This window comes from Lentzea flaviverrucosa (genome assembly GCF_003350445.1).
Lineage (GTDB): Bacteria > Actinomycetota > Actinomycetes > Mycobacteriales > Pseudonocardiaceae > Lentzea > Lentzea californiensis.
In genome coordinates this window covers 292,441-312,807 of sequence record NZ_QQAU01000007.1, presented here as the reverse complement: position 1 = coordinate 312,807, position 20,367 = coordinate 292,441, and the positions used below count along the sequence as shown (strand labels likewise).

Annotated in this window: 20 protein-coding genes; 13 read left to right on the top strand and 7 right to left on the bottom strand. The window is 69.6% G+C overall.

The features are described from left to right. Positions 1 to 10 precede the first annotated feature (10 nt). From DFR72_RS23605 to DFR72_RS23595, 3 genes are all read left to right on the top strand, one after another. On the top strand, positions 11 to 802 hold the full coding sequence (locus DFR72_RS23605; protein ID WP_211335503.1) for an ABC transporter ATP-binding protein: 792 nt from the start codon (positions 11 to 13) through the stop codon (positions 800 to 802). A 140-nt stretch (positions 803 to 942) separates the two neighbouring features. Then, a complete protein-coding gene (locus tag DFR72_RS23600) occupies positions 943 to 2,973 on the top strand; it encodes a PQQ-dependent sugar dehydrogenase (RefSeq protein ID WP_245983401.1) in 2,031 nt (676 codons plus the stop codon). Then, positions 2,970 to 3,899: a LamG domain-containing protein gene (locus DFR72_RS23595; protein WP_090064905.1), complete on the top strand. Its 930-nt coding sequence runs from the start codon at positions 2,970 to 2,972 to the stop codon at positions 3,897 to 3,899. Before DFR72_RS23600 ends, DFR72_RS23595 begins: the two co-directional genes overlap by 4 nt. Here DFR72_RS23595 and DFR72_RS45030 read toward each other — a convergent pair. Then, a complete protein-coding gene (locus DFR72_RS45030; protein ID WP_143086680.1) occupies positions 3,896 to 4,207 on the bottom strand; it encodes a hypothetical protein in 312 nt (103 codons plus the stop codon). The two genes, DFR72_RS23595 and DFR72_RS45030, sit on opposite strands and share 4 nt — an antisense overlap. Before the next feature lie 89 nt (positions 4,208 to 4,296). After that, positions 4,297 to 5,472 carry an SGNH/GDSL hydrolase family protein gene (locus tag DFR72_RS23590; RefSeq protein WP_090064904.1) on the bottom strand — a complete coding sequence of 392 codons (1,176 nt, stop codon included), beginning with the start codon at positions 5,470 to 5,472 and terminating at the stop codon, positions 4,297 to 4,299. 66 nt (positions 5,473 to 5,538) lie between these two features. Between DFR72_RS23590 and DFR72_RS23585 the strand changes: the two genes are divergently transcribed. Further along, positions 5,539 to 6,078 carry a class I SAM-dependent methyltransferase gene (locus DFR72_RS23585; protein ID WP_425459911.1) on the top strand — a complete coding sequence of 180 codons (540 nt, stop codon included), beginning with the start codon at positions 5,539 to 5,541 and terminating at the stop codon, positions 6,076 to 6,078. A gap of 13 nt (positions 6,079 to 6,091) precedes the next feature. On the opposite strand, the gene DFR72_RS23580 is transcribed toward DFR72_RS23585, so the two are convergent. Continuing rightward, a complete protein-coding gene (locus DFR72_RS23580) occupies positions 6,092 to 6,910 on the bottom strand; it encodes a LysR family transcriptional regulator (RefSeq protein WP_090064902.1) in 819 nt (272 codons plus the stop codon). Between the two features lie 83 nt (positions 6,911 to 6,993). Between DFR72_RS23580 and DFR72_RS23575 the strand changes: the two genes are divergently transcribed. Then, positions 6,994 to 7,863, top strand: coding sequence for an MBL fold metallo-hydrolase (locus DFR72_RS23575; RefSeq protein WP_090064901.1), 870 nt, complete (start codon positions 6,994 to 6,996; stop codon positions 7,861 to 7,863). 10 nt (positions 7,864 to 7,873) lie between these two features. Next, the gene (locus DFR72_RS23570; protein WP_090064900.1) at positions 7,874 to 9,052 is read left to right on the top strand and encodes a YncE family protein; all 1,179 of its coding nucleotides are present in this window, start codon (positions 7,874 to 7,876) and stop codon (positions 9,050 to 9,052) included. Here DFR72_RS23570 and DFR72_RS23565 read toward each other — a convergent pair. Beyond that, on the bottom strand, positions 9,049 to 9,399 hold the full coding sequence (locus DFR72_RS23565) for an MmcQ/YjbR family DNA-binding protein (protein WP_090064899.1): 351 nt from the start codon (positions 9,397 to 9,399) through the stop codon (positions 9,049 to 9,051). The genes DFR72_RS23570 and DFR72_RS23565 overlap by 4 nt on opposite strands. Positions 9,400 to 9,734: 335 nt before the next feature. Between DFR72_RS23565 and DFR72_RS23560 the strand changes: the two genes are divergently transcribed. The 3 genes from DFR72_RS23560 to DFR72_RS23550 all read left to right on the top strand — a co-directional run bounded on the left by DFR72_RS23560 (position 9,735) and on the right by DFR72_RS23550 (position 13,081). Continuing rightward, positions 9,735 to 10,469 carry a carbonic anhydrase family protein gene (locus DFR72_RS23560; protein ID WP_090064898.1) on the top strand — a complete coding sequence of 245 codons (735 nt, stop codon included), beginning with the start codon at positions 9,735 to 9,737 and terminating at the stop codon, positions 10,467 to 10,469. A 143-nt stretch (positions 10,470 to 10,612) separates the two neighbouring features. Continuing rightward, the gene (locus DFR72_RS23555; RefSeq protein ID WP_090064897.1) at positions 10,613 to 11,824 is read left to right on the top strand and encodes an MFS transporter; all 1,212 of its coding nucleotides are present in this window, start codon (positions 10,613 to 10,615) and stop codon (positions 11,822 to 11,824) included. 48 nt (positions 11,825 to 11,872) lie between these two features. After that, positions 11,873 to 13,081 carry an MFS transporter gene (locus DFR72_RS23550; RefSeq protein ID WP_090064896.1) on the top strand — a complete coding sequence of 403 codons (1,209 nt, stop codon included), beginning with the start codon at positions 11,873 to 11,875 and terminating at the stop codon, positions 13,079 to 13,081. Here the strand turns inward: DFR72_RS23550 and DFR72_RS23545 are convergent. Then, positions 12,988 to 13,581: a DedA family protein gene (locus tag DFR72_RS23545; RefSeq protein ID WP_090064895.1), complete on the bottom strand. Its 594-nt coding sequence runs from the start codon at positions 13,579 to 13,581 to the stop codon at positions 12,988 to 12,990. The two genes, DFR72_RS23550 and DFR72_RS23545, sit on opposite strands and share 94 nt — an antisense overlap. 108 nt (positions 13,582 to 13,689) lie before the next feature. Between DFR72_RS23545 and DFR72_RS23540 the strand changes: the two genes are divergently transcribed. Continuing rightward, positions 13,690 to 15,042, top strand: a complete 1,353-nt coding sequence (locus tag DFR72_RS23540; protein ID WP_211335502.1) for a gamma-glutamyltransferase — start codon at positions 13,690 to 13,692, stop codon at positions 15,040 to 15,042. A 100-nt stretch (positions 15,043 to 15,142) separates the two neighbouring features. Beyond that, entirely contained in the window at positions 15,143 to 16,306 is a 1,164-nt protein-coding gene (locus DFR72_RS23535; RefSeq protein WP_245983399.1) for an MFS transporter, read from the top strand. On the opposite strand, the gene DFR72_RS23530 is transcribed toward DFR72_RS23535, so the two are convergent. Further along, the gene (locus tag DFR72_RS23530; RefSeq protein WP_090064894.1) at positions 16,259 to 17,374 is read right to left on the bottom strand and encodes a hypothetical protein; all 1,116 of its coding nucleotides are present in this window, start codon (positions 17,372 to 17,374) and stop codon (positions 16,259 to 16,261) included. The genes DFR72_RS23535 and DFR72_RS23530 overlap by 48 nt on opposite strands. Before the next feature lie 374 nt (positions 17,375 to 17,748). On the opposite strand from DFR72_RS23530, the gene DFR72_RS23525 reads away from it, so the two are divergent. Both DFR72_RS23525 and DFR72_RS23520 read left to right on the top strand, forming a co-directional pair. Next, complete coding sequence (locus tag DFR72_RS23525; RefSeq protein ID WP_090064893.1) at positions 17,749 to 18,660, top strand: hypothetical protein; 912 nt, start codon at positions 17,749 to 17,751, stop codon at positions 18,658 to 18,660. Next, positions 18,657 to 19,202: a histidine phosphatase family protein gene (locus DFR72_RS23520; protein WP_211335501.1), complete on the top strand. Its 546-nt coding sequence runs from the start codon at positions 18,657 to 18,659 to the stop codon at positions 19,200 to 19,202. The genes DFR72_RS23525 and DFR72_RS23520 overlap by 4 nt, the downstream gene beginning before the upstream one ends. Here the strand turns inward: DFR72_RS23520 and DFR72_RS23515 are convergent. Then, on the bottom strand, positions 19,189 to 20,343 hold the full coding sequence (locus DFR72_RS23515) for a metallophosphoesterase (RefSeq protein WP_090064892.1): 1,155 nt from the start codon (positions 20,341 to 20,343) through the stop codon (positions 19,189 to 19,191). The two genes, DFR72_RS23520 and DFR72_RS23515, sit on opposite strands and share 14 nt — an antisense overlap. Positions 20,344 to 20,367: the final 24 nt, after the last annotated feature.

The window sequence follows — 20,367 nt, the reverse complement described above, 5'->3', positions numbered from 1 at the left end:
CGCAACAGGGATGAGCACAACTCTGGGAACCGCCTCCGCTGTCGCCATCGACGATGTCTCCGTGCGCTTCCAGTCGAAGCGCACGGAGGTGACCGCGATCCAGCAGGTCTCCGTCGACGTCGCGCCGGGCGAGTTCGTGTCCATCGTCGGGCCGTCCGGCTGCGGCAAGTCGACGTTGCTGAAGCTGGTGTCCGGTCTGCTGAAGCCGTCGTCGGGCACGGTGACGTTGCTCGGCGAGCAGGTGCGCGGACCACGTCACGACATCGGCTTCGTCTTCCAGCGCGCCGCGTTGCTGGAGTGGCGTTCGGCGCGCAGGAACATCCTGCTGCAGGCCGAGATGCGCGGGATGAACTCGGCCGAGGCGGGCAGGCGAGCCGACGAGCTCATCGAGATGACAGGGCTTTCCGGGTTCGAGAACGCGCTGCCGCACGAGCTGTCCGGTGGCATGCAGCAGCGCGTGGCGTTGTGCCGTGCGTTGCTGCACCAGCCGCGCGTGCTGCTCATGGACGAACCGTTCGGCGCGCTGGACGCGTTGACTCGCGAGCAGATGAACGTCGAGCTGCACCGGGTGTGGCGGGAGACCGGCACGACGGTCTTGCTCGTGACGCACTCGATCGCGGAGTCGGTGTACTTGGCGAACCGGGTGATCGTGCTGACGCAACGGCCCGCGGTGGTCAAGGAGGTCATCGAGGTCGACCTGCCCACCGAACGGGACTACTCCGCGACGATGGCGCGTCCGGAGTTCGCGTCGGCGACCGCGCACATCCGCGATCTGCTGGGAGCCGTGACAGGACAGGACTGATCGTGCGGCGAAGGTTGTAACCACTTCATCAGCTGGGTAGCGTTCGGGTTCCGCCGCGTTGGAAAGCGCTTTCCGTCGCCGTGCTGCACGGCCTGGCCCACAGGGTGGTGGGGATGTTCCGACGCTTATCCCTTTTGACGGTGACAACATTCGTGCTCTCGACGTTGCTCGTGCCCATCGCCTCGGCGCAGCCGGACGTGCCGATCGCCGACCCGCTGCCGACGCCGGGTGCCTCCGGCATCGGCCTGGAGCTGACCGAGGTCGCACAGCTGCCGAAGTCGCAGCCCGTGCCACCGCCGACCGACACCAGACTGGTGCGCTACAACAGGGTCAACTACCTCGGCGAGGTGCCGGACGGCTCCGGCCGGATGTTCGTGCCGGACATGAACGGCGAGCTCTACCTGCTGGACGGGGGAATCCAGCACGCGTTCCTCGACCTGGGGGCGGCCATCGGCCCCGACTTCCACACCCACCGCGGCCTGGGCAGCGGCTTCGGGTTCGCCGCGTTCCACCCGGACTTCAGGAGCAACGGCAAGTTCTACACCGTGCACACCGAGACCGGCTCCGCGCTCACCACGAAGAAGCCCGACCTGCCCTCACCCGTGGACACGCAGGTGCACGGCGTGATCACCGAGTGGACGGCCTCAGACCCGCGCGCGGACGTCTTCGCCGGCACGCACCGCGAACTGCTGCGGGTCGGCTTCGCCTCGTACATCCACGGCTTCCAGGAGATCGGCTTCAACCCGGCGGCGCGCTGGTGGGACGAGGACCACCACCTGCTCTACATCGCGTCCGGCGACGGCGGCATCGGCGTCTCGACCACGGTGCCGCAGGACCTGGCACTGCCGCAGGGCAAGATCCTGCGCATCGACCCGGCCGGTCGCGACGGCGTGAACGGGCAGTACGGCATCCCGCGCGCGAACCCGTTCGTGCGCAAGGCAGGCGCGCTGGGCGAGATCTACGCGTACGGCATGCGCGACCCGTACCGCTTCAGCTGGGACCGCGTCACCCGCCGGATGTACATGGGCCACATCGGCGAGAAGGCCGTCGACGCGGTCTACGAGGTCCGCAAGGGCGCCAACCTGGGCTGGAGCGAGCGCGAGGGCATCTGGGAGTACCGGCGCGGCGACCCGTCGTGCGGTGTGTTCCCGCTGCCCGCCGACGACGCGAAGTACGGCTACACCTACCCGGTCACCGGCTTCGACCACAACCGGCTGTCGTCCCAGCGGCCGTGCGCCGACAGCGGCAACGCGTTGATGGGCGGCTTCGTCTACCGCGGCTCGAAGATCCCGGCGTTGCGCGGCAAGTACGTCTACGGCGAGGGCGTGAAGGGCCTGCTCTACTACGCCGAGGAACGAGAGATGCGAGCGGGCGGGCCCATGGCCGCGTCGCGCGAACTGATGGTCTACGTCAACGGCCAGCTGACCACCATGAAGGCTCTGGTGAACGACCCGAACCGCGTCGACCTGCGCTTCGGTCAGGACGCGGCCGGTGAGCTCTACGTGCTGGCGAAGGCGAACGGCAAGGTCTGGAAGGTGACGGGCGCCCGCACCTTCGCCTCCTGCGCTCCCGGCCACGACGTCGTCGCCGGGACCGGCTCGGCGCGGTCGTGGCAGCCGGTGACCCCTGCGCTCTGGCAGTTCCCCGGCCGTGAGGTCGTACTGGCCCAGCCCGGCGCCGCACGACCGGGCCCGCGCCGCCCGTTCGAGTACGCGGTGCTGCGGAAGGGCCCCGAGTTCGGTTCGGTGCAGGTCGACGCCTCGGTGCGGCTGGACACCCCGGTCGGGGAGTCCAACCGGGACGTGATCATCGTGTTCGGCCACCGGTCGGACACCGAGTTCTACTACGCGCACCTCTCGTCGGACAACAAGATCTACCCCCACAACGGCATCTTCGTCGTGAACAACGCCGACCGGCTGCGCCTGGACCACCAGTGGGACGCGGTCCGCTCGGTCGGCGCGGCCCCCGCCGTCACCGACACGGCCTGGCATCGCGTGCGGGTCAAGCAGTGCACCGACTCGGGCGAGATCGCCGTGTACCTGGACGGTTCGCCGTACCCGCTGATGACCGCCGTGGACAAGACGTTCGCCTCGGGCCGCGTCGGCTTCGGCTCGTTCGACAACGTCGGCAGGGTCCGCGACCTGCGCGTGCAGGGCAAGGGGATCCGATGAGGCGGCTGGTCGTTCTCGGGTTCACCGCGGTGTTCTGCACCGGCTTGGCCGCACCCGCGCAAGCCACGTTCGGCACCGTGCTGCCGACTCTGCAACACAACCTGGTGTCCTACTACGACTTCGAACACCCGGTGCGCGGCGACAAGGCCCTGGAACAGGACAGCGGCCGTTCGGGGACGACGTTGCAGCTGATCAACGGCGGAGCCGGCATGCGCGTGCGCGATGGAGCGTTCCGGCACAGCCGCGACTCGCTTCAGCTCCAGCAGATCACCCCGGCGGCCGCCGGCAACGACGACTGGAAGGCGGGCCTGTACAGCGACACCGGCGTGCCCACGCTGAAGGCGTTCAACGGAGCGCGCCAGGCGTCGATCATGGGCTGGGTGAAGATGACGGGCCAGAACCCGGCCCCGAACTCGAACTCCGTCGACCCTTCCGACCTCTACGGCGCAATCGGCCTGGCCGGCGTCCTGACGGGGGACTCGAACGGCCACGCGGTGCGCGCTCTGCTGGAACTGATCCAGGTTGACGGCGAGCTGAAACTGGTCGCCCTGGCACGTCGGATAGACGGCGGCGACTCGCAGACGTTCGCGGCCACCGACCCGTGGCAGAAGCTGTTGCCGCAGAACGAATGGGTGTTCCTCGCGGCGACGTTCGACTTCGACACCGGCACGATGGCCCTGTACCGCAACGGGAATCCGCTGGCGGGCCGGTATGTCGCCGCCGGTGACCCGTGGAAGCTCGAAGGCGAACCGGAACCGGACCTGGCGTCCGCTACAGACCCGCGCGGGTACAAGATCGGGGGCAGCTACCCGCAGAACACCCGCGAGGGCAACGCCTGCAACTGCCGGATGGACAGCCTGATGTTCCTCGACCGGGCCGCCCGCCCGTGGGAAGTGCGCCTGCAGTACCGCTGGATGAAGAATTAGGGCCTGTATCGAAGTCTGATCCGCGATAGCCGGGCCCGAGGCGGCCCCCGGCGGCGCGGCCGGACTGCCCACGTACAACACCGGTATGCGGGCAGTCCGGCCGCGCCACCCTGGTTCGTCGCGACCAGCAGGCCGAGACCGGGTTTGCCCTGCATGGTCAGCTCGGCCTTCACCGCGGGCTGCTGCTTGTCGCTCGTGGCGCTCGCCAGCGTGTTCGCGCCGGCCGCCTCACCCTGGGGTGCCGGGCTCGGTGAGCCGCAGGCCGTGGCGCCGAGCGCGAGAGCGGCGGCGAGAATCGTGAGACGCATGCGTGGACCCCTGACCCGGTGGTTCGTGTTGATCTCCATCGAACAACCGGGCCAGGGGGGCTCGCACACCCGCACCGCTCGATCGGGTGTCAGAGCGTGGCGACCCGCACCGCCTTCGCCATCGCCTCGAAGCCCTTGTCACCGGGGTGCAGGTGGTCGCCCTGGTCGTAGTCGGGCCTGATCCGCTGCGGATCGGCCGGGTCGCGGATCACCTCGTCGAAGTCGACGACGGCGTCGAAGTCGGGACTCGTCCGGATGAAGGCGTTCACGGCCTGGCGCACCGCCTCGAGCTCCTCGGTGTAGCTGTTCCAGCCCTTGAACGGTGTGATCGTCGCGCCGATCACCCGCAGGCCGCGGTCGTGCGACCGGGACGCGATCTGCTTCAGCGCGGCGATGATCTTGGCCGGGTCGGTCTGGTGCGGGGTCTGCTGGATGTCGTTGATGCCCTCGAACACGATCACCGAGCGGACGCCGGACTGGGTGAGCACGTCGCGGTTCAGCCTGGCCAGCGCGTTCGGGCCGGCCCAGTCGCCGTCGAGCAGCAGGCGGTTGCCGCTGATGCCCGCGTTCAGCACGCCCAGGCGGGTGTTCACGCGGTCGGCGAGCTGGTCGGGCCAGCGCAGGTTCGCGCCCCACGTCGAGTTCGCGCCGTCGGTGATCGAGTCGCCGAGCGCCACGACGCTGCCCCGCAGGCTGGACGACCTGACGTCCACGCCCGAGACGTAGTGCCAGTTCGTGGTGCGTTCGCGGTAGGCGGCGGCGGACTCGTCGGCCGTGTGGTTGCCGTCGCGGGTGAAGTACGAGTTCTGCATCGTGAGCTGGTGGTGCGTGACGGGGCCGCCGGGCTCCGGCGTGTAGACGCTCACCAGCAGGTCGGAGTCGGCGGGCACGGTGAGCGCCACGCCGTCGCTGACCACGTCGGCGCCGGGTGGGGCGATGATCGACTGAGCGCCGCCGAACGTCAGCGTGCGCATGGTGCCGGGCAGCGCGAGGGGAGTGTCCGGACCGGCTGCGCGCGCGACCGTGACCTGGCCGAACAGGATCGGCGTGCGGCCGTAGGCGTTGGAGAGCCGGACGCGGATCTCCTTGCCGCCGGCGCTGACGTGCACGATGTTGCGCACCGAGAAGTTCGGATAGCCGTTCTCGGTACCGGGGACCGCCGAGGACGGCGCGGTCGCCCATGTGCCCACCCACCGCGGAGGTGCGGCCTGTGCGGGCGAGGCCGCGGCCACGAGCAACGCCACTGCCAGCAGAAAGCGCGTCATACCTCGACCTTGGCAGCGCCCCTGCGCGTCCGCCATCCGCCGATCTTCGGATCTATGATGCGACTCGTGTGGAACGGGGCGGAGTACCAGCGCAGGTTCGACTCGCTCGCCGAGTCCGGGATGGACGTGCACGGCGAAGCGACGTTCGTGCGCGCGTTCGGGCCGGTCTCCGTCCTGGACGCCGGCTGCGGCACCGGACGGGTCGGCATCGAGCTGGCCAGGCACGGCGTCGAGGTGGTCGGGGCGGACGTCGACGCCTCGATGCTCGCCTACGCGCGCGAGCAGGCGCCGGACATCACGTGGGTGCGGTCCGACCTGGCCGAACTCGACCTGGGCCGGACGTTCGACGTGGTCGTCATGGCGGGCAACGTGCCGCTGTTCACCCCGCCCGGCACGCAGGCCGCGCTCGTCGCGGGAGTGGCGCGGCACGTCGGGAACGTGCTCGTCGCCGGGTTCAGCCTGGACCGCGGCTACACCGCCGAGGACTACGACGACCACTGCGCCCAGGCCGGTCTCACGCTGGTCGAACGGTTCGCCACCTGGGACCGGAAGCCCTTCGAGGGCGGCGACTACGCGGTGACCGTGAGCCGTCTCGACAGGCCCTGACCGCGGACCGTGGTCAGCGGTACGCCCTCGTCGCGGCTTCGACGAAGTCGAGCGTGAGCGGTTCGTCGGAGGTCCACGCGATCACGACCGGGCTCGGTGGCATGTCGGCCAGCGGCACCACGACCAGCTCGCCCAGGTCGTGGCCGAGCGGCGCCAGGCCCACGGAACCGTTCCACAGCACGGACTGCACGCACTCCTGCACCGCGCGGACGGTCGGGCCGGTGCGTGGTCTCCCGCCGTTCCAGTAGTTCCGCCAGATCTCGTCGGTGCCGTCGGGGAACTGGAACCAGTCGCGACCGGCGAGATCGTCCGTGGTGATCTGTTCCCTGCCCGCGAGCGGATCGTCGCGCCGGAGCACCGCACCGACCGGGTCCTGCCGCAGCACCAGGGTCTTCAGGCCGCTCTCGTCGAACGGCCCGCGCGTCAGCGCGACGTCGACCTGGCCGGTGCGCAGACCGCAGGTCGGGTCGGTCAGGTCGGTCTCGCGCACGCGGATCTCGACCTGCGGGTGCTTGCGCCGGAACGCCGCCGCCAGCCTGGCGGCGCCGTGGTCACCGAGCATGCCGACGGTGATCGTCGTCCTGGCGAGCTTGGCGCGGATGCGGTCCGCGTGGTCGAGCAGCGCCCTCGCCTCGGCGAGCAGGACGTGGCCCGCGTCGGTCAGCGTGACGCCGGCGGGGGAGCGGTGCAGCAGCGTGGCGCCGAGGTCGCTCTCCAGGTGCTTGATCGCCCGGCTCAGCGGCGGCTGGCTCAGGTGCAGTCGCCGCGCGGCGCGTCCGAAGTGCAGCTCCTCGGCGACGGCGACGAAGTACCGCAGGGTCCGCAACTCCATGATCAGGCACGATACTCGTGCGGTATCGGGACTGCGCAGATGGTCTTGGACGCCACCCCGCCCTCGCGGGTGGAGTGGAGAGCATGAACCTCTCTGATCCCGCCGTCCACGTCCCCGGTGCCACCGAGGTGGCCGACGGCGTGCTGGTGATCCCCAACGAGCACGTCAGCCTGGTGCCCAACATCGGCGTCATCAGCGGCACCGAGGCGATCCTCGTGGTGGACACCGGACTCGGCCTCACCAACGCGTCACTGGTGCGGGACTTCGCCGAAGAGGTGGCGCGCGGCCGACGGATCCACCTGACGACGACGCACTTCCACCCCGAGCACGCGTTCGGAGCGTCCGTGTTCGAGAACTCCTACCTGGTGAACCGCGCGCAGGCGGATGACCTGCGGCGCAAGGGATCCGGCTACCTGCAGCAGTTCCGCGGCTTCGGCGGCACGATCGCCGAACGGCTGGCGGACGTCGAGGTCCCGGTGCCGGACGAGGTGTTCGACGGCGTCCGCGCACTCGACCTGGGTGGCCGCACGGTGCTGCTCCGTCCGACCGGCCGCGGGCACACGCTCGGCGACCAGGTGGTCGAGGTGCCGGACGCGGGCGTGCTCTTCACCGGCGACCTGGCCGAGACCGGGCAGTTCGCGATCTTCCCGTGGTTCCCGCCGCACGACACCGACGTCTCCGGGCTCGCGTGGATCGACGTGCTGGACGGGCTGATTTCCGGAGAGCCCCGCGTGGTCGTGCCTGGGCACGGGACCGTCGGGGATGTCGCGGTGCTGCAAGGGGTTCGGGACTACCTCGGGGAGTTGCGGGACGAGACGTGGCGGCGGCGCGACTCCGCCACGGGGCTCGACGAGATCGTGGCCGAGGTGACGGAGGTGCTGGTCGAGCGGCATCCCGAGTGGGCCGGTCGGGAGTGGATCGAGCCTGGGGTGGGCTGCCTCTGCGCCGAGTAATCTCGATCTTGTGAAGCTGCTGGAGTGCGGTCACGTGGCCGTCGCCGGTTCCCTCCGCACGTGCGAACACCTCCTGGCGGAGGAGTCACCGGACTTCTACCGCGTGCTGACCGGCTCGGGCGTGCGGTACGACGTGGTGTGCGAGGAGTGCGTCGGGAAGCCGCTGCTCACCGTCTGCGAGGGGTGTGCGGACAGGGCGGGGGACGGGGGCGAGAACCTCGGCTGGAAGGGAACTCCCGAGATCCGGCACGAGGACCGCTTCGTGGCGGGGACCGTGCGGGCGGAGTCCTGGGACGTCCGGCCCCTCAACGAGCGCTGCCTGGCCCCGTTGCCGCACGGCTGGCTCGCTCTGACCGAGTCGGGTCTGGTGGATCAGGCCGGGTTCGTCTGCGAGGCGGAGTTGGAGGTCGACCAGGCCGAACCGCATCAGCGCCGGAAGCCACTGCTCGCACTTCACACGTCGGCGGACGGCCGCTATGCCGCCGTGTGCGTCGATAACGGGTCTCGGGCCGTTGTCCTCGATCTGAGCACCAAGGCCGTGGTGCTGGAGGTCGACCGCGGCACCTACCGCTCCGAGTGGACGCCGTATCCGCTCGCGTTCCTGCCCGGAGATCGGGTGGTCGCGGCGACGGCGTGGAGCGTGCTCGACGTCTTCGCCCTGCCCTCCGGTGAGCGGTTGACGGAACGGGAGGCGAAAGGGACGGGTGCTTTCCACGGACGCCTCACCCCGAGTCCCGGCGGCCGGTGGCTGCTCGACGATCGCTGGGTGTGGAGTCCTGAGGGGCAGGTGCGCGCCATCGACCTGGAAACCTGGCACGCCGATGGCGGCGAGCCGATCGGGACGTGTCTGGCGCAGCGCGCGTACGCCTGGGACCAGCCGGTCGCGTGGGTGTCGGACGACCTGGTGGCCGTCCAGCGCATCGGCGAGGACGACGAGGCGATGCTCGACGGCGTCCAACTGTTCGAACTTCCTGGTGGGCGGCGGCAGGGCGTGTTCGCGGGGCCGGCCGGCCCGATGTGGGGCCACAAAGGACTGCTGTACGTGTGTGGCGCCGATGGGCTGGAGGTCTGGGATCCCTTGTCCGGTACGCGCATCGGCCTGGTGCCGGGCTTCCGGCCGACCGCGCACCGCGGCGGCACGTTCGTCTCCCTCAACGACGGCGTGCTCGATAGCTTCAGTGTTGACTAAACAAAGTCCTCACCGAGGTGTGCGCGGATGACCTTCTTGGGCACGCACAAGGTCCAGGCCCCGATGACGAGCTCGGTCATCTCCTCGACGTCGAGCTCGGCCATCGAGGCGTGCACCCACTGGAAGCGCATGTCGGACTGGCTGGGGAACGCGAACTTGACCGGGTCGCTCGCGACGAGCGCTTCCCGTTCCTCGCGCGGGTAGCCGAAGCCCAGCACGGTCTCGTCGCGGGAGAGGGCCGCGTAGACGATCTGGCCCACGCGGAACTTCACCCGGTCGCGGATGAGGTGTTCGGTGGTGCGCGGCAGTGTGAGCGCCACTGCGCGGATGTCGGCGACGGTCACCATGGGTTCATCTTGGCGTACGCGCTGCGTCAGCGGAGTCACTTCAGGCAAATTCGGCAAATCAGCTTGAATCGGACAATAGTGATCAAGAACGTTCTCGTTCTTCAATTCCGAACCCCTGACCCATGCCGTCTCAATTCGAATTTGTGTCGTCAACCAACTGGTCTCCGGAGTCGTTGTTGCAAGTAATTTGCGGCATTCTGACCTGCATGTTCGCATGTCCGGAGGCTGAAGCAGTTCAGTTTTGTCCTGATTGGGGCGGCGGGAATGCTTCCGGCCTTTGAGAGCGCGACCACACTCTCTTCCCCATTTCACCCGATCGGGTGAAAAGTAGCGACATGAACATCAAGCGGTCCCTTCCGGCGCTTCTTCCACTGGTGCTCACCGCGACTTTCTTCGCGAGTGGTGCGGCCGAGTCGGCGACGCCGAAGCAAAGCCCCGTGAACGTCACGTCCAACGCGATCCGGTTCGACCCGCACGCGCCCAAGCTCGACGTGACCTACGGGCACTCCGCTCTGGAGTTGAAGTACATCCGCAAGGACGCGGACCAGGCCGGCGGCTGCACGACCCGCGACCACGAGGAGACCGAGGAGGCGGAGGTCGAGCCCGGAGCCGGCCACGTCACGGTGGCGGGCACCAGATACGACCTGGTCCAGTTCCACTTCCACACGCCGTCCGAGCACAAGTTCGGCGGCCGCAACACCCCGCTCGAGATGCACCTCGTGCACCGCAGTGCCGAGGGCAAGCTGCTGGTGGTCGGCGTTCCGCTGGTCGTCGGCTCGCACTCCGTCGTGGACGACGTGCTGGCGAAGCTCTCGCCCGAGTGCGGCGCCCCGGTCGACGTCGAGCCCATCGACCTCAACCGGTTGCTGCCCTCGGGGCACCACACGCTGCACTACACCGGCTCGCTCACCACGGCGCCGTTCACCGAGGGCGTCGAGTGGTACCTGACCGGCGAGCAGCACGTGTCGGCCGCGACCATCGCGCGTTTCAAGGGGCTGTTCACCGCGGGCAACGCCCGCGCGACGCAGCCGCTCAACGGCCGTACGTTCGTGGACGTCCCGCGCATCTGAGCGGAACAACAAAAGAGGCCGGTTCCTCGCGGAACCGGCCTCTTGCGCGTGACGCGCTTCACCGATTCAGGAGTCGCAGGCAATTGCCCGCGTGTGCAACTATTGCTCACGCCGATAACCTACGACTTCAAGGACTGTGTGACATGCCTGTCGCTCTGCTCGCCCTCGCGATCAGCGCCTTCGCCATCGGCACGACCGAGTTCGTGATCATGGGACTGCTTCCCGAGGTGGCTGCTGACCTCGGCGTTTCCATTCCGGGCGCGGGGTTGCTGATCTCCGGTTACGCGCTGGGCGTCGTGATCGGCGCGCCGTTGCTGACCGTTCTCGGCGGGCGCCTGCCGCGCAAGAAGATGCTGCTCGGGCTGATGGTGCTGTTCATCGCGGGCAACCTGGTCTCCGCGCTCGCGGACACCTACGGCGTGCTGATGAGCGGTCGCGTGGTCGCGGCACTCGCGCACGGCGCGTTCTTCGGCGTCGGCTCGGTCGTCGCCGCTGACCTCGTCGCACCGCAACGCAGGGCGAGCGCCATCGCGTTGATGTTCACCGGTCTGACCGTGGCGAACGTTCTGGGCGTGCCGATGGGCACGGCGCTCGGTCAGGAACTCGGGTGGCGCTCGACGTTCTGGGCGGTGACCGTGCTCGGCGTGATCGGGCTGCTCGGCATCGTGTTCCTCGTGCCGCGGCAGAAGGCCCAGGGCGGTGACCTGCGCAGTGAACTCGCCGTCTTCCGCAATCCGCAGGTGTGGCTCGCACTGCTGATGACGGCGTTCGGGTTCGCGGGCGTCTTCGCGTCGTTCACCTACATCGCACCGATGATGACCGAGGTCGCGGGCTTCTCGTCAGGTGCCGTGACGTGGCTGCTGGTGCTGTTCGGCGTCGGCCTGTTCGCCGGCAACCTGCTGGGCGGCAAGGCCGCGGACCGGTCGGTCATGAAGAGCGTGATCGTCATCTTGACCTCGCTGGCCGCCGTGCTGACGGCGTTCGTGTTCACCGCGCACTCGCCGGTGCCGGCCGCGATCACCATCGTGCTGTTCGGCGCGGCCGGGTTCGCCACGGTGCCGCCGCTGCAGATGCGGGTCATGCAGACCGCGGCGGGCGCGCCGGCGCTGGCGTCGGCGGCGAACATCGCGGCGTTCAACCTGGGCAACGCCGGTGGCGCGTGGCTGGGCGGGATCGCGATCGGGCACGGCCTCGGCTACACCGCGCCGAGCTGGATCGGAGCCCTGCTCGCGCTCGGTGGCCTGGCGATCGCCGGGGTGTCCGTACTGCTCGAACGGCGTGTGAGCAGCGGCACCGCCCCGGAGTCTTCTGAAGCGCGTCAGAAAGACCGTAAAATCGTTCCAGTAGCTAACTAGTCTCTGCTGCTGACACCCATTGGGGAACCCTTGAACACCACCCGCGCCATGACCGCTCTCGCGCTCGGCGGGTTCGGCATCGGTACGACCGAGTTCGCGACGATGGGCCTGCTGCCGCAGATCGCGGAGACGTTCGGCATCCCCGACTACGAAGCGGGCCACGCGATCAGCCTCTACGCCGCCGGGGTCGTCGTCGGCGCGCCGTTGATCGCGGTGCTCGGGGCCAAGCTCCCGCGCAAGGGCATGCTGATCGGCCTCATGCTGGCGGTCGCCCTGGGCAACGGGTTGTCGGCTGCTGCGCAGGACAAGTCGCTGCTGCTCATCGCGCGGTTCGTCGCCGGACTGCCGCACGGCGCGTTCTTCGGCATCGCGGCCGTTGTCGCCGCCACGCTCGTCGCTCCCGAACGGCGCGGCACGGCCGTTGCCCGCGTGATGGTCGGTCTGACCGTGGCGAACCTCGTGGGTGTGCCTCTCGCGACAGCGGCGGGGCAGCAGATCGGCTGGCGCACGGCCTACCTCGCGGTCGCGGTGATCGCGCTCCTCACTGCCGCGGCGATCGCGGCCTGGGTGCCGCTGGTGCCCAAGGTCGAGGGCGCGTCCATGCAGGCCGAGGTCCGCGCGTTCGGACGTCCGACGGTGTGGTTCGCGATCTTCACCGGCATGATCGGCTTCGGCGGCATGTTCGCCGTCTACTCCTACGTCGCCCCGCTGACGACCGAGGTCGCCGGACTGCCCGGCGGGGTCGTGCCGTGGGTCCTCGCGGTGTTCGGGCTCGGCATGACGCTCGGCGCGACGTTCGGCGGCCGGTTCGTGGACCGCTCGCCGACGGGCTCGGTGTTCGGCGGGCTGGTCGCGGTCTGCGTGATCCTGGTGCTCTTCGGGCTCACCGCGACCATCCCGGCCTTCCTGTTCCTCTTCCTGTTCCTGCTGGGCTTCACCATCCAGATCCTCGCGGCGGCCCTGCAGATCAGGCTGATGGACGCCTCGCCGGACGCCCCGTCGCTCGCGGCCTCGTCCAACCACTCGTCGCTCAACGTCGCGAACGGCGCCGGCGCGTGGCTCGGCGGCCTGGCCATCGCGGCCGGGTGGGGCTACACCTCGACGGCGTGGGTCGGCGTGGCGCTGTCGGTCGCCGGCCTGGCCATCGCGGTCGCCTCGGTGCTCTACGACCGGCGCGCCTTGACCCGCGAGACCACGAACCAGACGAGGGCGATGGCCAGCGCGGCCAGCACGACCGTCGACACCCACCCCAGGTAGCGGTCGACCAGCTCGTAGTTGTCGCCGAGCGCGTAGCCGGCGAGGATCAGCGCGCTGTTCCAGACGAGGCTGCCCGCCGCCGTGTAGAGCGTGAACTTGAGGATCGGCATCCCGGACACGCCCGCCGGGATGGAGATCAGGCTCCGCACGACCGGCACCATGCGCCCGATGAACACGGCCTTGGTGCCGTGCTTGTCGAACCACTCGTCGGCCTTGTCCACATCGGACGCGGTGACGAACGGGATCTTGTCCGCGACCTTGCGCAGCCGCTCCACCCCGAGCCACGCGCCCAGGCCGTACAGCACCAGGGCGCCCACGACCGACCCCGCCGTCGTCCACAGGATCGCGGCGACCAGCGAGATCTTGCCCTGGCCGGCTGTGAACCCCGCCAGCGGCAGGATCACCTCGCTCGGCACCGGGGGGAACACGTTCTCCAGCGCGACCGCGAGGCCCGCGCCGGGCGAGCCCAGCGCCTCCATCAGGCGAGTGATCCACTCCATGGTCGTCGAATTACCCGTTTTGCCCGGGGTTCCAACCTCGGCGGGCCGAGTGGTCGGCGTGCCGTGCCCAGGTCTACCGTTGACCGCCTTCTCTTCTGGAGGTCGACGGTGCGAGGCGCGATCGCGGCGGGCCACCCGCTCACCGCACAGGCGGGCGCGGCGATGCTGCGCGCCGGTGGGAACGCCGTGGACGCGGCGGTGGCGGCGATGCTGACGTCCTGCGTCACCGAGCCGTTGCTGACCGGGCTCGGCTCCGCCGGGTACATGATGATCGCCCCGGCCGGGGAGACCCCGGTGCTGCTGGACTTCTCGGCCGTCGCACCGGGACGCGGGACGACGGGGGACCGCGCTCCGCTGGACCCCATCACCGTCCACTTCGGTGACGCGCAGCAGGAGTTCCACGTGGGACCGTCCTCGGTCGCCGCGTACGGCATGCCCGCCGGTGCCGCGAAAGCCGCCACCTACGGCCGTGCGCCGCTGCACGAACTGGTGGCCACGGCGGCGATGCACGCCCGTGAAGGCCATCGGGTCAACAGGTACCAGGCGTACGTCACGTCGCTGCTGCTGCCGCTCGCCCACAGCGCGGGCCTCACCGCGTTCGAAGAAGGCGAACTCCTCGTGCAGCCCGCGCTCGCCGAGGCCCTCGACCGGCTCGGCAGCGACGGCGCGGCGCCGTTCTACACCGGCGACATCGCGGGCGCGATCACCGACTGGATCACCTCGAGGGGCGGCGACCTCACCCGCCAGGACCTGGAAGCCTACGAAGCCGTGCGGCGCGAGCCGTTGCACGTGCGGCATCGCGGCCGTGACATCCACACGAACCCGCCACCCGCCGCGGGCGGCGCGTTGCTCACGCAGATGCTGGAAGCGTTGCCGGACAACCCGTCGCAGCAGGACCTCATCCGCGCGCTCGCCACCCCCAAGGCGCACCTGAACCGCCTCGGCTCCACCACGCACATCTCCGTGCTCGACGCCGACGGCACGGCGTGCAGCGTCACCACGACGAACGGCGCGGGCTCCGGGATCTCGATCGCCGGCGTGCACCTGAACAACATGATGGGGGAGGAGGACCTGTCGCCGGACGGGTTCTTCAGCCACGCTCCCGGCGACCGGCTGCCGTCGATGATGGCGCCGACCGTGGTGACGAGGCACGGCCAGGCCGAGCTCGTGCTCGGCAGCGCGGGTTCGAGCCGGATCTGCGGCGCGATCCTGCAGGTGCTCGTGAACGTGCTCGACCGCGGCATGCCCGCCCAGGACGCCGTCGACGCGCCGCGAATGCACCTCAGTGGAGACCACCTCCACGTCGAACCGGGAATTCGACCGGAAAGTGAACTCCCGGTTACCCGATTCCGCGCCCCGAACATGTTCTTCGGTGGTTGCCAGGTGGTCGAAATGACCGAATCAGGCCTGCTCAGGGGTGGTGCAGATCACCGTCGCGACGGTGCGGTCCTCGTGGTGTGAGACTTTGACCGCATCATGGGATATCTAGTTTCCTGATCGCCTGCTCAAAGAGCACGATTGGCGGGTGACGGCACTCCGCGAGAGAACATCCTCGCCGTTCTTGTCCCGTACTTTCCTCCAACTCTCCGGCATCAGCGTCGTGTCGGGCGTGTCGATGGCGTTCGCCCTGCCGTTCGGCTCGCTGTTCCTCACCAGCGAAATCAAGGTCACGCCGTTCCAGCTCGGCTTCTTCCTGATCGTGAGCCCGGTCGCGCAGGTCGTGGCGAGCACGATCATGGGCAGGCTCTCGGACGGCCGGGTGCAGCGCCGGTACCTGCTCGCCGCGGGCGGTGCCGCCGGGGCGATCGGTTACGGCCTGTTCGCCGTGCTGCGCGACTACTGGTTCCTGCTCGGCACGTCCGTCGTGTTCATCGCGATCACGGGTGCCCTGCTGCCGCAGCTCTTCGCGTACGGCCGGCAGGTCTCCCAGGGGCCGTCGATGGTCGTCAGCGTGCTGCGGACGTTGCTCTCGGTCGCGTGGGTCGCCGGACCGCCGGTGGCCGCGCTGCTCGTCGCGAAGACCGGCTGGATCGGTCTCTTCGCGTCCACCGCCGTGCTGCAACTCGGCGTCGCGGTCCTCGCACTGACGCTCCCGGTGCCACCCGCGCGGGCGGAGGAGGAGAAGGCCGAGGAAGCCGCCGGCTCCGCGGGCGGCACCATGGTCGTCGTCTCGGCCGCTTTCCTGTTTTTGCAGGGGGCCGTGGGCCTCGCGGTGAGCGGCCTGCCGTTGTTCATCACCACCGAACTGCACGGCACGGCCGGTGACGCAGGGATCGCGATGGGCCTGTGCGCGGCGCTGGAGATCCCGATGATGCTGTGGTTCGGCTCGCTGGCGAACAGGATGTCGCAGCACAGACTCGTGCTCATCGGCGCGACGATCGCGTTGGGCTACCACGGGCTGATGGTGTTCACCGACTCCATCTGGCAGGTGATGGCCGCGCAGTTGCTGCACGCCACCGTGATCTCGCTGATCATGGGCGTCGGCATCACGTACTTCCAGAGCCTCGACCCCGGCCGCCCCGGCCACGCCACGACGATGTTCAGCAACACCCAGATCGTCGGCGGCATGGTCGCGGGCGCGTTGCTCGGTGTCTCCCAGCAGCTGGGGTTCCGCTGGGTCTACGGCTTCAGCCTGGCGATGTCCGTCGCCGGCCTCGCACTCCTGCTGGTCGCGGGCTCACTGGATCGTCGAAGCGGTGACCTTCGGCTTGCCGCCCGCGCCTAGGTAGAAGATCCCCTTGACGGTCTCGAAACCCAGGCTCGGGTTGCGGCGCAACGTGGAGCCCTCGACCGACATCGAGCCCGAGTTGTCGTTGCTGACGAAGAACACCGCGCCACCGCCCTCGTTGGCCTGGTTGTCCTCGATCAGCGAACCGGCGACGCGCAGCGTGAACGTGTTGCCGTCGTTGTAGATCGCGCCACCGCTGCCGCCACCCGGCGTGCCACCGCGGGCCGGGTTGGCGCCACGGCCGATGGCCTTGTTGTTCTTCATCAGGCTGTTGAGCACGACCCAGGAGGCGCCGATGCTGCTCAGCGCGCCGCCGTTGGAGCACACGCCGCCCTCGAACGTGCTGCCCGTGACGTAGACCGGCGCCTTCTCGGCCCAGTCGGTCACGCGGATCGCGGCACCGCCGAGGTCGGGGCCGTTGGTGTCGCACCTGTTGTTCGCGAAGCGGGAGTTCACGACCTTGAGCTGACCGCCGCGCACCATGATCGCGCCGCCGCCCCCGCCGTCGGCCGTGTCGCCGGTCGAGTTGCCCTCGGCGAGGGTGATGTTCTGGACGACGAGCCTCGGCGCGTTGTGGTCGAGCACCCGGCGCTGACCCTGGCCGCTCAGCGTGATGCGCCCACCGCCGTCGAGAACGGTCCTCACGCGGACCTTCGCGGTCGCGGCCAGCGGGATGGTGAGCGGCTGCGGCCCGCAGCTGAAGGTGACGACCCCGCCGGCGGCGACCGCGTCGACCACGGCCTGCGACGTGCAGCTCGCGGGCGTGCCGGTGCCGATCACGCGGGTGGGCTTCGAGGTGTCCTCGGCGGCGGCCTCCGGTGGCACGGCGGTGGTGCCGTTCGGGTTGCCGAACTTCGCGACGGGAGGAGGCGGGGGCGGAGGAGCAGGCGGCGTGACGGCGCTGCTGCTGGTGCTCGGCTGCGGCGTCGTCGTCACGACGGTGACGGTCTGGGACGCCGAGGTCTGAGGTAACTGTGGTCCGGCGACGGGGGTACCGGGGATCGCCGTGCCGCAACCCGCCACGAGGGCGGCAAGCAGCACGACGGCCTGTCTACCTGAGGGCATGGCGGGCACCTTAAGCGGGCCGGGAGAGCTTGGCTACCGCCGTTCTCGCGGGAAGATCGAGACGCTGAACCGGTTCTGCCGCCCCGGAAGGCAACGAGATCAAGGCGTTCTGCAGGCGTTTTCGTTCTGTGACACGGCAACCGGGACAAGATCCGGTTTTTCGGGTCCGGTCTGCCGCGTGTGCGCAGGTGCGGGACGGTGCTTAGCTTGACTCACGAGTCAGGAATCAGGATCTGCTCCGCCGGTTGCCGTCACGTTACGTAGACGAAACAGCCCAGCCGCCTGCACAGCGTGCGGTCCATTGAGTTCAAACAACCCGTTAGTGAAAGAACCACGCGTTTGGGTGGCCCTATGTCCCTGGCACACTGCGCTCCGTGTCCACCCAGTTCCCCGACGAACCGACCGAGCGCCACCTGGCGCCCGACCCAGCGCTGATGGAGGCTGCCCGCGCCAGGGGTGCCGCCCGCTGGGCCTCGGCCGGTGACGTCCCGGAGCAGCAGGAGAAGCCGCCGCCCGGTCCGCTCAAGCCCCGTACCGCCGCGATCGCAGCCATCGCCGCGCTCCTCGTCCTCGGCGGGATCGCCATCGTGACGTTCAACGGCGGTTCCGGCAGCGGCACGGACGTCGCGCAGCCCTCGCACAGCTACATCCCCGGCCTGATCACCCCGCCGGAGGAGCTGCCGTCGGAGGCGACGTCGGCGAACGGCATGGACCCGTCACTCGCCTCGTCCGCCCTGGGGCTGATGCCGACGACGACGCAGAACGCCGTTCCGCCGCCCGCCGGGGACACCGGCAGGGCTCCCGGCGGCGCCAAGTCGTTCACGACGGGCCCCGGCTGCGGCGGCTACACCAGCGTCGGCTCGTACCGCGACGGCCGCAAGGGCTGGGTCGACCACGGCGACGGCAAGTGCGGCTCGACGTTCGTGTCGATCCCGATGTCCGGCGACACCCGCCGCGACGACACCTCGGCCTACGGCATGTGGACGTTCGCGGTGACCGGCACGTGCGACGTCTCCGTGCACATCCCGCAGGGCGATCTGCAGCAGGTCGGGGGTAACCCGACCGTGTACTACGTCTTCGACCGCAACGGTGTCGGCGGCACCCCGATGGCGTCGTTCGCGATCAAGCAGGTCGACAAGCGGGGGCAGTGGGTGGCCGCCGGGAAGTTCAGGGCCAGCGGAAACCTGACCGTGCAGCTCGTCACCCGAGGTCAGGACTGGAACAGCTCCGGACCGACCTACGCCCATCACGCCGCGAGTGCCGTCAAGGCAGACTGCACGGTGTGACGAGAGATCTGCACCTGGTCCGGCACGGCGAGGCGACGAAGGACGAGTCCCGGCTGACGGCGCGTGGCCGCAAGCAGGCGGAGGCACTGGCGGAACGGTTGCGGGGCACGGGTTTCGCGGCCGTGCACCACGGTCCGTCGCCCCGGACCGCCGAGACCGCGTCGATCATCGCCGGCGTGCTGCGCGTGCCCTGCCGGGCCGAGGCGGCGGCGGGCGACTACGTGCCGCACTTCGTCCCCGACCACGACGAGTTCTTCGACCGGTTCCCGGAGTCGGAACGCACTCGCGGTCCCGCGCTGGCCCACGAGGCCGAGACGCGGTTCGCCCGGCCCGGTGACGGCCCGGTGCTGGTCGTGACGCACTCGTTCCTGATCAGCTGGCTCGTGCGGGACGCGCTGGACGCCCCGCCCGAGCGGTGGCTGACGCTGAACCACGACCACGCGGCGCTCACGGTCATCCGCTACACGACCGGCGAGTCACCCCGGCTGGTCAGGTTCAACGACAGTGGTCATCTTCCTGGGGTGCACCTCAGGCAGCTTTGAGCGTCAGCAGCGTGATCTCGCTGGGTGCGAAGACGCGCATCGGCGGGCCCCAGAAGCCGGCGCCGCGGCTGGTGTAGAGCTGGGTGCGGTCGCTGTGCCTGCTCAGGCCGGCGACCACCGGCTGCTGCAGCCGGACCAGGTAGTGGAACGGCCAGATCTGCCCGCCGTGCGTGTGCCCGGAGAGCTGCAGGTCCACCCCGGCGTCGACGGCCTTCCTGATCTCGGACGGCTGGTGCGCCAGCAGCACGACCGGCGCGCCGGAGTCGGCGCCGCGCAACGCGAGCGCGAGGTCGGCGGCGTGGCCGGGCTCGCCGGAGTGGCTGGCCGTGACGTCGTCGACGCCCGCGAACACGAGCTTGGCGCCACCGCGCTCCAGGGCCACGTGCTCGTTGCGCAACGCCTTCCAGCCCAGCCGGGTCATCAGGTCGATCCAGCCCTGCGCGTTCGAGTAGTACTCGTGGTTGCCGGTGATGTAGAAGCGGTGCTCGGTGTTCACGGCACCGAGCGGGGTGGCCTGCTCCAGGCGCTGCTCGGCGGTGCCGTCCGCGATGTCACCGACGTGCACGGCGACGTCGGCGCCGAGCTCGTTGACCGCGTCGACCATGCCCTTCGACCACTTCGCGCGGTTGATGGCGCCGTAGTGCGTGTCGGTGATGACGGCGACGGTCAGGCCGTCGAACGCGGGGTCGAGCCGGGGAATCGTCACGTCTTGGCGCTTGATCCGAGGCACGCGCATCGCCTCGTACACCCCGTAGACCGTCACGGTGACGATGAGGACGGCGAGCAGCACGGCGATGAAACGGGAGCGGAACGGGTTCTCGACGCCGCCCAGCGCGAGTCCGAGCCGCACGACGTCGGTGAGCAGCGTCCACACGAACGCGATCCACACGAAGCCCAGCAGGAACTGGGAGATCCGCGCGGCGCGGTCGCTGCCGCGCTGGGTGAACAGCGCGATCATCGTGATGGCGGCCGCGACGAACACGACGGCGGCGATCGGCCGGACCGGGTCAGGCCACTCCGCGCTGGCCGCGAACAGCCCTTCGAACGGCACCCAGAACAGCAACGTCGTCACGCTGAAGAGGACGAGCGTGAACACCACCCGCCGAACCGTGATGCGGGGCCGGGTAGCGGTGGTCGTCATGAGTGCATCCTCCTGGGCTGGACG